This window comes from Halomonas sp. BMC6 (assembly GCF_964204995.1).
Lineage (GTDB): Bacteria > Pseudomonadota > Gammaproteobacteria > Pseudomonadales > Halomonadaceae > Vreelandella.
On record NZ_CAXNSH010000001.1, the window covers coordinates 526,303 to 539,628 of the forward strand.

13 protein-coding genes are annotated in these 13,326 nt (G+C 58.3%); 10 read left to right on the forward strand and 3 right to left on the reverse strand.

Annotated elements, in window-relative coordinates; genetic code table 11:
• Positions 1-4 precede the first annotated feature (4 nt).
• Together AB6K10_RS02405 and ribA are read right to left on the reverse strand one after the other, a co-directional pair.
• The gene (locus tag AB6K10_RS02405) at positions 5-1,174 is read right to left on the reverse strand and encodes a zinc-dependent alcohol dehydrogenase (protein ID WP_253018550.1); all 1,170 of its coding nucleotides are present in this window, start codon (positions 1,172-1,174) and stop codon (positions 5-7) included.
• Positions 1,175-1,338: 164 nt separating this feature from the next.
• Entirely contained in the window at positions 1,339-1,974 is a 636-nt protein-coding gene (gene ribA, locus AB6K10_RS02410) for a GTP cyclohydrolase II (RefSeq protein WP_253018552.1), read from the reverse strand.
• 221 nt (positions 1,975-2,195) lie between these two features.
• Between ribA and hemE the strand changes: the two genes are divergently transcribed.
• The 8 genes from hemE to AB6K10_RS02450 all read left to right on the forward strand — a co-directional run bounded on the left by hemE (position 2,196) and on the right by AB6K10_RS02450 (position 10,222).
• Positions 2,196-3,311 carry a uroporphyrinogen decarboxylase gene (gene hemE / locus AB6K10_RS02415; protein WP_339117923.1) on the forward strand — a complete coding sequence of 372 codons (1,116 nt, stop codon included), beginning with the start codon at positions 2,196-2,198 and terminating at the stop codon, positions 3,309-3,311.
• Positions 3,308-4,168, forward strand: coding sequence for a polyamine aminopropyltransferase (gene speE / locus AB6K10_RS02420; protein ID WP_159343497.1), 861 nt, complete (start codon positions 3,308-3,310; stop codon positions 4,166-4,168). Before hemE ends, speE begins: the two co-directional genes overlap by 4 nt.
• A gap of 88 nt (positions 4,169-4,256) precedes the next feature.
• Positions 4,257-5,282 carry an amino acid ABC transporter substrate-binding protein gene (locus AB6K10_RS02425; RefSeq protein WP_339117924.1) on the forward strand — a complete coding sequence of 342 codons (1,026 nt, stop codon included), beginning with the start codon at positions 4,257-4,259 and terminating at the stop codon, positions 5,280-5,282.
• A gap of 214 nt (positions 5,283-5,496) precedes the next feature.
• Positions 5,497-6,522 carry an amino acid ABC transporter substrate-binding protein gene (locus AB6K10_RS02430; RefSeq protein ID WP_159343499.1) on the forward strand — a complete coding sequence of 342 codons (1,026 nt, stop codon included), beginning with the start codon at positions 5,497-5,499 and terminating at the stop codon, positions 6,520-6,522.
• An 84-nt stretch (positions 6,523-6,606) separates the two neighbouring features.
• The gene (locus AB6K10_RS02435; protein ID WP_339117925.1) at positions 6,607-7,797 is read left to right on the forward strand and encodes an amino acid ABC transporter permease; all 1,191 of its coding nucleotides are present in this window, start codon (positions 6,607-6,609) and stop codon (positions 7,795-7,797) included.
• Between the two features lie 20 nt (positions 7,798-7,817).
• A complete protein-coding gene (locus AB6K10_RS02440) occupies positions 7,818-8,918 on the forward strand; it encodes an amino acid ABC transporter permease (RefSeq protein WP_253018558.1) in 1,101 nt (366 codons plus the stop codon).
• An 85-nt stretch (positions 8,919-9,003) separates the two neighbouring features.
• Positions 9,004-9,732, forward strand: a complete 729-nt coding sequence (locus AB6K10_RS02445) for an amino acid ABC transporter ATP-binding protein (protein WP_139526244.1) — start codon at positions 9,004-9,006, stop codon at positions 9,730-9,732.
• A 97-nt stretch (positions 9,733-9,829) separates the two neighbouring features.
• Positions 9,830-10,222 carry a RidA family protein gene (locus AB6K10_RS02450; protein WP_083023016.1) on the forward strand — a complete coding sequence of 131 codons (393 nt, stop codon included), beginning with the start codon at positions 9,830-9,832 and terminating at the stop codon, positions 10,220-10,222.
• Here AB6K10_RS02450 and AB6K10_RS02455 read toward each other — a convergent pair.
• A complete protein-coding gene (locus AB6K10_RS02455; RefSeq protein WP_339117926.1) occupies positions 10,219-10,806 on the reverse strand; it encodes a histidine phosphatase family protein in 588 nt (195 codons plus the stop codon). The two genes, AB6K10_RS02450 and AB6K10_RS02455, sit on opposite strands and share 4 nt — an antisense overlap.
• Positions 10,807-10,895: 89 nt before the next feature.
• On the opposite strand from AB6K10_RS02455, the gene AB6K10_RS02460 reads away from it, so the two are divergent.
• Positions 10,896-11,327 carry a host attachment protein gene (locus tag AB6K10_RS02460; protein WP_044629926.1) on the forward strand — a complete coding sequence of 144 codons (432 nt, stop codon included), beginning with the start codon at positions 10,896-10,898 and terminating at the stop codon, positions 11,325-11,327.
• A gap of 101 nt (positions 11,328-11,428) precedes the next feature.
• The gene (locus AB6K10_RS02465; RefSeq protein WP_339117927.1) at positions 11,429-13,297 is read left to right on the forward strand and encodes a methyl-accepting chemotaxis protein; all 1,869 of its coding nucleotides are present in this window, start codon (positions 11,429-11,431) and stop codon (positions 13,295-13,297) included.
• Positions 13,298-13,326 lie beyond the last annotated feature (29 nt).

Below are 13,326 nucleotides of genomic sequence, written 5' to 3' on the forward strand. Positions count from 1 at the left end.
AGTATCACGGCTTCAGTATGACTTTGACGCAGCCATCCTGTTTATCCCGAAAGGTTTGATACATCTCGGGCCCATGAGCTAAATCCACCGAGTGGGTAATCACAAACGAAGGGTCGATCTGGCCTTCGTCGATGCGCCGCAGCAGATCATCCGTCCAGCGGTTGACGTGGGTTTGCCCGGTGCGCACGGTGAGCCCTTTGTTCATCAGCGCTCCCATCGGAATTTTATCGACCAGCCCGCCATACACCCCAGGAATCGACAAAATACCCGCCGGGCGGCAGACATAGATCATTTCTCGCAGCACGTGGGCACGATCGGTTTCCAGCCACATGGCCTGTTTTACCCGGTCATACACCGAGTCCAACGAGCGCGTGGCGTGGGCTTCGAGCCCCACTGCATCGATACACTTCTCCGGCCCTTTACCGTGGGTTAGCTCCTGCAGCCTGCCCAACACGCTTTCGTGGGCAAAGTTAATGGTGATCGCGCCACCTGCTGCGGCCATCGAGAGCCGTTCGGGTACGTTATCGATCACCACGACCTGTTTGGCGCCCAGCAGCACCGCGCTACGCACGCAGAACTGGCCAACCGGACCTGCGCCCCAGATCACGACGGTATCGGTAGGTTGAATGTCACACTGCACGGCGGCCTGCCAGCCAGTGGGGAAAATATCCCCCAGAAACAGCACCTGCTCATCGGTGAGCGTATCGGGCACTTTAATATGCGTGGTGTCGGCAAAAGGCACGCGCACAAACTCGGCCTGGCCCCCCGCATAGCCGCCCGTCAGTTGGGAGTAGCCAAACAGCCCGGCGCCGCCATGGCCAAAGACTTTATCTGCCAGCGATTTATTACGGTTGGAGCGCTCGCAAACCGAGTAGTTGCCACGCTGACACTGCTCGCATTCGCCGCAAAAAATGGTGAAGGGCACCACTACCCGGTCGCCTACCTTGAGGTTGTGCGTCTCGCTGCCCACCTCCATCACTTCGCCCATAAACTCATGGCCAAGGACATCGCCACAGGTCATACCGGGCATATAGTGGTCGTAAAGGTGCAGATCAGAGCCGCAAATAGCGCAGCTACTGACGTTGATAATGGCGTCGCGGGGGTGTTCGATCGTGGGGTCGGGCACGGTGTCGTAACGGACATCGTTCTTGCCGTGCCAGCAAAGTGCTTTCATGGCTGCTTCTCCTTACATCGGTGCGCATAGCGTCCTGCCATGTATCACCATAGCTCAGACATACGGCAACCAAAGTTAAGAAAAAGCTTTTTTACAGGCGTTCGGCGACGTTAACGCCTTTATCGAGAAATTTAAGTTAAAAATGGTTCTCCGGCGTAACCTACCTACCCCTTACGCTCGATATCCACATCGCTGGCCTGGGTGAAATCATCCAGCGCCATCATGTGGCCGAGTTTGCCCGCTTTGGTGGAGAGGTACTGCTCGTTATGAGGGTTTAAACCGGTGGTGATCGGCAGCCGCTCGACCACGTTCACGCCGTCGCGGGTCAGCGCATCGACCTTGCGAGGGTTATTGGTCATCAGCTTGAGCGCCGTGATGCCCAGCTGGTTGAGCATGGGTACGCAGAGGTCGTAGCGGCGCATATCAGCACCAAAGCCGAGCTGCTCGTTGGCTTCGACGGTATCGGCCCCCTGGTCTTGCAGATGATAGGCGCGGATTTTGTTGAGCAGGCCAATGCCACGCCCTTCCTGGCGTAAATAGAGCAGCACGCCGCGCCCCTCTTCCGCAATGCGCTTCAGCGCTTCTTGCAGCTGGTAGCCGCAGTCGCAGCGCATCGAGAATAGCGCATCGCCGGTCAAACACTCGGAGTGCACGCGCCCTAGCACCGGCTCGCCGCCGCTCACATCCCCCAACGTCAAGGCGATATGGTCTTTACCCGTGGCGTCGTCTTCGAAGCCATGCATGGTGAATGTGGCCCAGGGAGTGGGCAGCCGAGAGGCAGCAATGAAGCGAATGGTCACAGGGTTCCTCGCTGATTAACCAAACCAGTTAACCATACCAGTGTTGGCGAAGTGGACGAACAGTTTACCAGGAAGCCACGCTGGCCTCACGGTCTTAGCGGGGTGCGACGATTTTTGCCACGGCTTACGCCGCCACCCCCGGCGATCTTCACGTACAATTCCTATCTTCAGGTACGATGACTCCCTTACAATGCGGGCAAATTTCTCAAGAGCAAGTGTTTATGACCACCACACCTTTGCAAAACGACCGTTTTCTTCGCGCGCTGGCTCGCCAGCCCGTTGACCGCACTCCGGTGTGGATGATGCGCCAAGCAGGCCGCTACCTGCCGGAGTACCGCGCCAGCCGCGCCGACGCAGGCAGCTTTATGGACCTGTGCCGCAATCATGACCTGGCTTGCGAAGTGACCCTGCAGCCCCTGGAGCGCTACCCGCTCGACGCCGCGATTCTGTTTTCGGATATTTTGACCATCCCCGATGCCATGGGGCTGGGCCTCTACTTCGAAACCGGCGAAGGCCCCAAATTCAGAAAAACCGTCCGCACGCCGGAAGAAGTCGCCGCGCTGACGGTGCCAAACGCCGAACGCGACCTGGACTACGTGATGCGGGCGGTCTCGACCATCCGCCGCGAGCTGAACGGCCGCATGCCGCTGATCGGCTTCTCCGGCAGCCCCTGGACGCTGGCGACGTACATGGTCGAAGGCGGTTCCAGCAAGGATTTCCGCCACCTAAAAACCATGCTGTACGACACGCCGGACACCATGCACCAGCTGCTGGACACGCTGGCGCAGTCGGTCACTGACTACCTGAACGCGCAGATTCGGGCCGGTGCTCAGGCGGTACAGATTTTCGATACCTGGGGCGGCGCACTCTCCACGCCTGCTTACCTAGAGTTCTCGCTGCGCTATATGGAGCAGATCGTTTCCGGGCTGATCCGCGAACACGACGGTCGCCGCGTACCGGTGATTCTGTTCACCAAAAACGGCGGCCAGTGGCTTGAGCATATCGCCTGCGCCGGTGCCGACGCGCTGGGTATCGATTGGTCGACCGAGCTTTCCGACGCCCGCGCCCGCGTAGGCCATAAAGTTGCCCTGCAGGGTAATTTAGACCCCAACGTGCTGTTTGCTCGCCCTTCGGCCATTCGCGCCGAAGTGGCCCGCGTGCTGGAGAGTTACGGCAACGGCCCGGGCCACGTGTTCAACTTGGGCCACGGCATCAGCCAGTTCACCAATCCCGACCACGTCACCGCCTTCATGGAGGCGCTGCACGACTTAAGCCCGCAGTACCATCAGGGCATTCCGACCCAAACGAACGACCAGTGCCCAGGAGCCAAGCAATGAGCGACTTACGCGACGACCAGTGGTTTACCGAAGTCTTTGATAGCCACGGCAGCGCTTTCTCGCTGAAAATCACCGAAAAACTGCTTGATGTGCAGAGCCCTTACCAGCACCTGGAAGTGTACGCCACCGAAACTTACGGCAACCTGATGGTGCTGGATGGCTGCGTGATGCTGACCGATCGCGACAACTTCCTCTACCACGAGATGATTGCTCACCCGGCGCTGTTCACCCACCCAGACCCCAAGCGGGTGGTGATCATTGGCGGCGGCGACTGCGGCACGCTGAAAGAAGTGCTGCGCCACCCGGGCGTTGAAAAAGTCACTCAGATCGACATCGATGAAGAAGTGACCAAAGCCTCCGAGCGCTTTTTCCCGTCGCTGGTGGAAGCCAACGGCGACCCCCGCGCCGAGCTGCTGTTTGCTGACGGCGTGAAATGGGTAGATGACGCCGCCGACGAGAGCATCGACGTGCTGATCATCGACTCCACTGACCCGGTAGGCCCTGCAGAAGGCTTGTTCAAAACCGACTTCTTAAAGCGCTGCCACCGCATTCTGAAAAGCGGCGGCGTCATGGTTCAGCAGAGTGAGTCACCGCTGTATCACAGCGGCTCGATTATCCGCGAGCTGCGTAACGACATGCGCGAAGCTGGCTTTGATAGCGTGGCCACCCTGCCCTTCCCCCAGCCGGTGTACCCTTCCGGCTGGTGGAGCGTGACGCTGGCAGGCAAAAGCACCAACGTTGAAAGCTTCCGTGAAGAGGCTGCCGCCAGCCACGAAATGCCGCTACAGTACTACACAGTAGATGCCCACCGGGGTGCCCTGGCGCTGCCGCCCTTTATGCGTAAAGCGTTCGCATAAGTTTGCGGTGACGTTATGCATCAGGCCGGGCTCTGCCCGGCCTTTTTTATGCGCAAGTGTTGCTGCGCTCGACGTTAAGGAATAACAAATGAACACCACGCGTTGGTTAGGATTGGGAATCACTCTATTAGCACCCGCTCTCTGGGTACCTGCCACGGCCATGGCCGATACCCTTGAGGCCATTCAAGAGCGCGACAGCGTGCGCTGCGGTGTTAATGCGGCCCAGCCCGGCTTTTCATCGTTAGACGATAATGACCAATACCGCGGCCTGGACACCGACGTGTGTCGCGCTATTGCCGCCGCTGCGCTGGGCGATGCTAGCAAGGTAAATTTCGTGCCGTTAGACTCGGTGGAGCGCTTTGCCGCGCTGCAGTCTGGCGAGGTGGACGTACTCTCCCGCACCACTACCTGGACCTCTAGCCGCGACACCACGCTGGGGATGAACTTCACTGGTGTCAGCTATTACGACGGCCAGGCGTTTATGGTGGCCAGCGACCTCGGCGTACAGAGCGCCAAAGAGCTGGATGGGGCAGCGGTATGCACCCAGTCAGGCACTACCAGTGAACTCAATCTTTCCGACTACTTCCGTATCAACGACATGACCTACGATGCGGTGGTGTTCGATTCACCCGAGCAGTCGATTGCGGGCTTCGAAGCCGGCCGCTGCGACGTATTGAGCTCGGATGCCTCGCAGCTCTATGCCCAGCGCATTCAACTGGCCGACCCCAATATGGCCGTAGTATTGCCCGAAATTATCTCCAAAGAGCCGCTAGGCCCCGCCGTGCGCCAAGGGGATGACCAGTGGTTCAACATCGTGAAGTGGTCGCTGTTTGCCATGCTGAACGCCGAAGAGCTGGGCGTTAGCCAAGCTAATGTGGATGAACAACTAAACTCAGACAATCCAGATGTGATGCGCCTGCTTGGGCAAGATGGCGACTTTGGCGAAGCCATGGGCCTACAATCAGATTGGGCTTACCAAATCGTCAAACAGGTCGGTAACTACGCGGACATCTATGACCGCAACGTGGGCGCGGACTCTGATTTCAACATTGCCCGTGGTCTGAATGCCCTGTGGAAGGATGGTGGGATTCAGTACGCGCCGCCCATTCGCTAGCGCGCTCGGTCACTCGCCAGCGGCTGCGCACCAAAAAGGCGCAATGCGTAGCCGCTGGCGCACTTTTTTGCACCAAGACCTTCGTTAAATTCGCTGATTTTACGTTGAAAAGCGCTGAATTTGCCGACATATCTTTTTTGGCACCTTCCTTGCTAGCTTTTAGTGATGCATCACCATGCATAACGACACTAAAATCGAGGAAGGGGAACACAACATGATCAATAAGAAACACCTGGTACTTCTGGCCTCTGCAGGCGCGATCACTCTTGCGGGCGTTGCCACCGCCCAAGCCGATACGCTGGAAGATACCCGCGAGCGTGGTGCCGTTCAGTGTGGCGTGAGCGACGGCTTACCAGGTTTTTCCGCCCCGGACGATAACGGCAACTGGCAGGGCCTGGACGTTGACGTCTGTCGCGCCGTCGCCGCTGCAGTACTGGGCGACGCGGATGCCGTCAACTACATCTCGTTGAACGCCGTCGAGCGTTTCACCGCGCTGCAGTCTGGCGAAGTGGATATTCTTTCTCGTAACACCACTTGGACCACCACCCGTGACACTACCCTGGGCCTGAACTTCACCGGCGTTAACTTCTACGACGGCCAGGGCTTCATGGTGTCTCGCGACCTCGGTATTACCAGCGCGGCCGAGCTGGATGGCGCAGCGATCTGTATCCAATCCGGTACCACCACCGAGCTGAACCTAGCGGACTACTTCCGTGCCAACGGCATGGAGTTCGACCCGATCGTTTTCGATACCTCTGAGCAAACCGTCGGTGGCTTCCAGGCAGGCCGCTGTGACGTTCTGACATCTGACACTTCTCAGCTGGCGGCACTGCGTATTCAGCTCGACGACCCGGCGGGCGCCATGATTCTGCCGGATGTCATCTCGAAAGAGCCGCTGGGTCCGGTCGTGCGTCAGGGTGACGATCTGTGGTTCAACATCGTGAAGTGGTCGCTGTTCGCTATGATCAACGGTGAAGAGTACGGCGTCACCAGCGAAAACGCTGAAGAGATGCTCAGCTCCGAGAACCCGGACGTGGCGCGTCTGCTCGGCCAGGACGGTAACTACGGTGAAGGCATGGGTCTCGAAGCCGACTGGGCTTACAACATCCTGAGCCAAGTGGGTAACTACGGTGAAAGCTTCGAGCGCAACGTAGGTATGGGTTCACCGCTGGAAATCGAACGCGGTGTCAACGCCCTGTGGAACCAAGGCGGCTTCCAGTACGCACCGCCGATTCGCTAAGCGTCTCGCTTGACCCCGGCCCGCCACCCCTTTGGGTCCTGGCGGGCCATTTGATTGACCTTCCGTATCGCGGAGACGCCACCCATGTCCGTAAGACCTAACGCTCGCCCCGTTGGCCAAAAGCCACCGTTCTGGCGAGACCGCGCCAAACGTGCGCTCATCTTCCAATGTCTGCTCATCGCCGCTGTCATCGCCTTTTTGTTCTATATCGTCGGCAACGTGCAAGACAACCTCTCCTCTCGGGGTATCACCACAGGCTTTGGCTTCCTGAGTAATACCGCCGGCTTTGGGATCGTACAGAGTCTGATCGACTACTCCTCCCAAAGCACCTATGGCCGCACCTTTTTCGTTGGCCTATTGAATACGCTGCTGGTGGGCGGGCTAGGCGTGATTGCCGCCACCCTTATTGGCTTCATTGTCGGTATCGCCCGTTTATCGCCCAACTGGCTGATCGCCAAACTGGCGGCGGCGTATATCGAAACGTTTCGTAATATCCCGCTGCTGCTGCAGATCTTCTTTTGGTACTTTGCCGTGCTGCGGGCGCTCCCCAGCGCGAGGGAAAGCCTGGCGTTTGGCGAAGCCGTGTTCCTTAACGTGCGCGGGCTTTACCTGCCTGAGCCGCTGTTCGAATCAGGCTTTGGGCTGATTCCTGTCACCTTCGTGGTCGCCATCGCGGCCAGTATCGCGCTGGTGATTTGGGCGAAGCGCCGTCAGGAGGCCACGGGGCAGCGCATTCCCGCGTACTGGATCTCCTTTGCGTTGATTTTTGGCCTGCCGCTCTTGGTCATGTTCGTCACTGGCGTGCCTATCACCTGGGAAATGCCCGAGCTGCGCGGCTTTAACTTCCGCGGCGGCATCACGGTGATTCCCGAGTTCCTGGCGCTATGGTTTGCGCTATCGATCTACACGGCGTCGTTCATTGCCGAGATCGTGCGCTCCGGCATTCAGGCCATTTCTCATGGCCAAACCGAAGCGGCTCAAGCCCTAAGCCTGCCGCGTAACCTAGTGCTGCGACTGGTGGTCATTCCTCAGGCGCTACGGGTCATCATTCCCCCGCTCACCAGCCAATATTTGAACCTGATCAAAAACTCGTCGCTGGCTACGGCCATTGGCTACCCGGACCTCGTATCGGTGTTTGCAGGGACCACGCTGAACCAGACAGGCCAAGCCATCGAGGTCATTGCCATGACCATGGCGGTCTACCTGACGATCAGCCTGCTGGTGTCCATGTTCATGAACTGGTTCAACGCCCGTGTGGCGCTGGTTGAACGCTAGGCTGAGGCGAGGAGCCACACATGATTCATAATCAAACCATGATCGAGCAGCGACCGGCGCCCAGCAGCTCCGTAGGCGCCATTGCTTGGCTGCGCACCAACTTGTTCAACGGCCCGATCAATACGATCTTCACGTTGATTGGCCTCTACATTCTCTATCTGCTGGTGGTACCCACCGTGCAGTGGGCGTTCATTAACGCCGACTGGGTCGGCACCACCCGCGACGACTGCTCACGGGAAGGGGCCTGCTGGGTCTTTATCAACGCCCGTTTGACCCAGTTCATCTATGGCCTCTACCCCAGCGAAGAGATCTGGCGCGCCAATATCGTGTTCGCCATGTTCTTTACCCTGATCGGCTGGCTGGCGATTCCCAAACTGCCTTTCAAACGCTGGGTGGCCATTTTTGCGCTGATCGTTTTCCCGGTGTTGTCGTTCATACTGCTCTACGGCGGCTACTTCGACCTTCCCCAGGTGCCGACGCACCGCTGGGGTGGCCTGATGCTGACACTGCTGCTGGCCACGGTGGGCATGGTAGGCGCGCTGCCGATCGGTATTGTGCTGGCCTTGGGGCGACGCTCCAACATGCCGATCGTCAAAAGTTTCTGCGTGGTGTTTATCGAGTTCTGGCGAGGAGTGCCGCTGATCACCGTGCTGTTCATGGCCTCGGTAATGCTGCCGCTGTTCCTGCCTTCCGAGATGAACGTAGACCGCCTGGTGCGGGCGCTGATCGGTTTGACGCTGTTCCAAAGCGCCTACATGGCCGAGGTCATCCGCGGTGGGTTGCAAGCCATTCCCAAGGGCCAAGAGGAGGCGGCGGCTGCCCTCGGCATGACCTACTGGAAGCGCATGGGGCTGATCATTCTTCCCCAGGCGCTGAAGATGATGATCCCAGGTATCGTGAACACCTTCATTTCGCTGTTCAAAGACACCACTCTGGTCATGATCATCGGGCTTTTCGATCTTTTGGGGATCGTGCAAGCGGCACTGGCCGACTCACGCTGGCTCGGCTTCTCGTTGGAAGGCTACGTGTTTGCCGCCTTCATGTTCTGGATCTTCTGTTTCAGCATGTCGCGCTACAGCCAGTACCTAGAACGCAAGCTGCATACCGGCCACAAGCGCTAACGCCGCTTTCATTAACGATTTTTAGCAGGATAGTGACATGACTCAAGCAGCCACCAACAACCCTGGTACCAGTACTTCTGACCTGATGGTTGAAATGCGCGGCGTGAACAAGTGGTACGGCGATTTCCACGTGCTGCGCGATATCTACCTGGAAGTAAAACGCGGCGAACGGATTGTTATTTGCGGGCCTTCAGGCTCCGGCAAATCCACCATGATCCGCTGCATTAATCATCTTGAAGAGCATCAGAAAGGCGAGATCGTGGTAGGCGGCGTACCGCTCACTCAGGACGTCAAACGCATCGAGCAGATTCGCCGCAGCGTCGGCATGGTGTTCCAGCACTTCAACCTGTTCCCTCACCTCACGGTGCTGGAGAACTGCTGTATCGCACCGATGTGGGTGCAGAAGAAGCCCCGCAAAGAGGCCGAAGCCATGGCCATGCAGTACCTGGAGCGTGTGCGCATTGCCGAGCAGGCCAAGAAGTATCCTGGCCAACTCTCCGGTGGTCAGCAGCAGCGGGTCGCCATTGCCCGCTCGCTGTGCATGCACCCGGACGTCATGCTGTTTGACGAACCGACCTCGGCCCTCGACCCGGAAATGATCAAGGAAGTACTTGACGTCATGATCGAGCTGGCCGAAGAGGGTATGACCATGCTGTGCGTTACCCACGAGATGGGCTTCGCCAAGACTGTGGCCGACCGCGTCATCTTCATGGACCAAGGGCAAATCATCGAAGAGAACGCGCCGGAACCGTTCTTCAATAACCCGCAGTCCGAGCGTACCCAGCTCTTCTTAAGCCAGATTCTGGGGCACTAATCCTATCTCCAGTGCCACGGTGTGCTGAACGTGGGCCTCCTATGAGGCCCATTTTCATGGACCCTCTACGCCACAACATCACAACAAGTGAGTCATCATGGAAAAGCTCTTCATTGACCGCGCACCGCAGCCCATTGCCCCGTTCTCACACGCCTGCCGGGTGGGCGACCTAGTCTTCATCACCGGCCAAATGCCCACGGTGCCGGAAACCAACGAGATGCTGCTGGGCACGTTTACCGAGCAAACCCACCGGGTGATGCAGAATCTGGCCATCGTGCTGGAAGAGGTCGGCAGTAGCTTCGAGTACGTGGTGCAGTCGCGGGTCTTCATCACCAATATGGGCCACTTCGATGAAGTGAATCAGGTCTACGCCAGCTACTTCCAACAACCGCTGCCCACCCGCACCTGCATTGGCGTGACCGGGCTTGCGGGCGGCGCGGATGTCGAAGTCGATATGATCGCCTGGATTCCTCCCAAAGCGGGCGCTTAACCACCCACGAGCGTAATGCTGGCAGGCAGTAGCGCAGGCTGCTCCCGATGCTGCGTCAGCGGCTTGCCCGCCAGCGCCGTGAGCAGAATTTGCAGGGGGTCGCCGTGGCTGACCACCAGCACCGTTTCACCCTCAAAGCGTTGCTCCAACGCTTCCAGCGCAGCAACCATGCGCGCCGCGACACGCTTGACCGGCTCCACCTGCCACGGGGTGTGTTCGGCACTCTTGGCATCAAAGGCCCACACCTCCGGGTAGTGGCTATCCGCCTGGCCATCCAGTTCGCCAAAGTGGCGCTCCCTCAAGCGCTCCTCTTTTTGCATCTCCAACCCAAACGCGGCGGCCACTCGGGCGGCGGTGTGCGTGGTGCGTAAAAAGTCCGAATGCACGACCTGTGTGGGTATCGGCCAGTGCCACCGTGCGACGGTATCTGCCAGCTGCTGCTCGCCCTGCGGCGACAGCCCATACGCCAACAGCCCTCGCTCGGGGGAGCTGATGATGGTGCCTTGTGCGTTAGCCTGGCTATGGCCGTGGCGCATCAGCAGATAGCGGTTTCGCCAATGATGACGTGAGTCGTCTATATCCATGCTCTTTTCTCTATGAAAACCGTGTTTGACCAAACACGGAACGGTTGCCATGGTTAAAGGGTAATCAATGACATGGAGGACGTATGACAATGACCACCTATATCGTGGTAGCCGACGCCGCTCGGGCACGTATCTTCACCCGTGATGCACTTCACCTCGCCGAGCAGGAGAGCTTGGTACACGCCGCAGGCAGGCTGCATGAAGGCGACTTAATCACGGACCGCCGCGGTGCCGATGTTCATGAGTCTACGTCAACGTCATCGCGCTCATCCGGCGAGGAGGGCGCGGCCTCCCAACATGAAAACGAGCTGTTTGCCAAAGAAGTCGCCCAGCGACTCTACACTGCGCGGGTGGACAACAGCATGGACAAGCTGATCATGGTCGCGCCTCCCAAGTTCTTGGGGCTGCTCAAAGAGAAGCTCGACAACCCCACGCAGAAGCTGGTCACGCACACGCTTTCAAAAGACCTCAGCAAAGCGTCCATGGCTGATATTCAGAACGCGGTCAGCGATCTTCGTTAACACTACAGTTAGCGCTTACTAACTTTTTTCCTGCTTTTTACTAAAGGCGTAGTCGCTCTCGCCGATACCCATCATGAACCCTGATGATCCCGAGAGCGACTATGTTTTCTTCCCTACGTTTACGTATCTTGCTAGCGGCCCTTATCGCTATTGTGTTGGCTTTAACGGTGAATGGCATTGCTAGTTACACGACTGTAAAGCATCACAATAGTGAGCAGGTTAATCGCAACCTAAGCGCTGTTGTGAATGGAAACACACAGGCTATCGATGAGTGGTTCAATGCGCGCTACACGATGTTAGCCAGCATGGAACACACTGCAGGTAGCGAAGAGCCGCTACAAGCCTTGCGACAATTAGCCGATTCTGGCGACTTTATGACCGCTTACATTGCTTACCCGTCCACATCAGAGGGAATTTTCTCAGACGGCTGGCAACCCCCTAGTGATTATGACCCACGCCAGCGTCCCTGGTATCAAGGCGCGGTGAACGCGCAAGACACTATCATCACCGCCCCGTATGTCGATGCTCAAACGGGCGGCCTGATCGTTACCTTCGCCCGCCCCTTCTATCAAAACGGCGAACTAGCCGCTGTGGTTGGGGCCGATATTACGATTGCTGACGTTATCGATATTGTTGCCAGCATTTCCCCCACACCGTCTAGCTTTGGCTTTCTAACCACCAACGATGGCACGCTGGTTGCCCATCCGGATGAGTCGCTGACGCTGGAGCCTTCAAGTGTATTAAGCGATGCGCTCACGCCTTCGGACCTCACTCGCATCGTGCAGGCAGACTCCCCACAGCCGCTAGCTCTGCAAGGCAGCGATAAACTGCTAATGGGCAGTGCTGTAGGCGGCAACAGCGGTTGGCAGTTGGTCGTCGCGTTAGACGAAGCAGAGGCCACCGCAGGCCTGCGCGCCATTGCCACCACGTCCATCGTGACCCTGCTGATCGTCGCGGCCATTACCGCCGTGGTCTTTGGCATATTGCTGTCGCTGCTGCTGCGTCGCCTGCTGGGCGTCTGCAATGCGATGGATAACATCGCCTCGGGCGAAGGCGACTTGACCCAGCGCCTTCCCGAGGAGGGCACCGACGAAGTGGCTCAAATTGCCAGCGCCTTCAATCGCTTCGTAGGCAAAATGGAAGACGTCTTGATCGACGTGCGCACCAGCAGCGAATCGGTGCACCACGCCGCTAACGAGATTGCCATGGGTGGCCAGGATCTCTCGCGCCGTACGGATAACGCCGCCTCGAGCCTGCAGCAAACCTCGGCCTCGGTCGAAGAGATCACCAGCACCGTACAGCACACGGCGGCCTCAGCCCAGGAAGCCAACAAGCTCTCCCACGCGGCCACCGAAGTCGCGAAAGAGGGCGGTCAGGTGGTATCGAACGTGGTCACCACCATGGAAGACATCTCCGACGCTTCCAACAAGATTGGCGATATCGTCACGTTGATGAACAGCATCGCTTTTCAAACCAATCTGCTGGCACTGAACGCCTCGGTCGAGGCTGCCCGCGCGGGTGAACACGGCCGTGGCTTTGCCGTCGTGGCAGAGGAAGTACGCAAACTGGCTGGCCGTAGCAGCGACGCGGCCAACGATATCCAGAAACTGATCGAGGACTCGCAAGCCAAGGTGAATAACGGCACCTCGTTGGTGCGTAACGCGGGGAGTACCATGCAGGATATCGTCGAGCACATCACCCGCGTGACCGATGTTCTAGAAGAGATCAACGCCGCGACGAGCGAACAGAGCGACGGTATCAAGCAGGTCAATATTGCGGTGGCAGAACTGGACCGGATGACCCAAGAAAACGCTGCGATGGTCGAAGAGTCCACCACCGCCGCCGAGCAGTTGAAAGAGCAGGCGGATCACCTGACCGGGACGATCAGCAGCTTCAAACTCTCTCACACGGCATCGCCCGCGCTACAGGCGCCACAGGACCGTTTACCGCGCACGTTGGAGAGTTTCTAACCGGCAGCGCCTCCCTGGCCGCCTCCGCC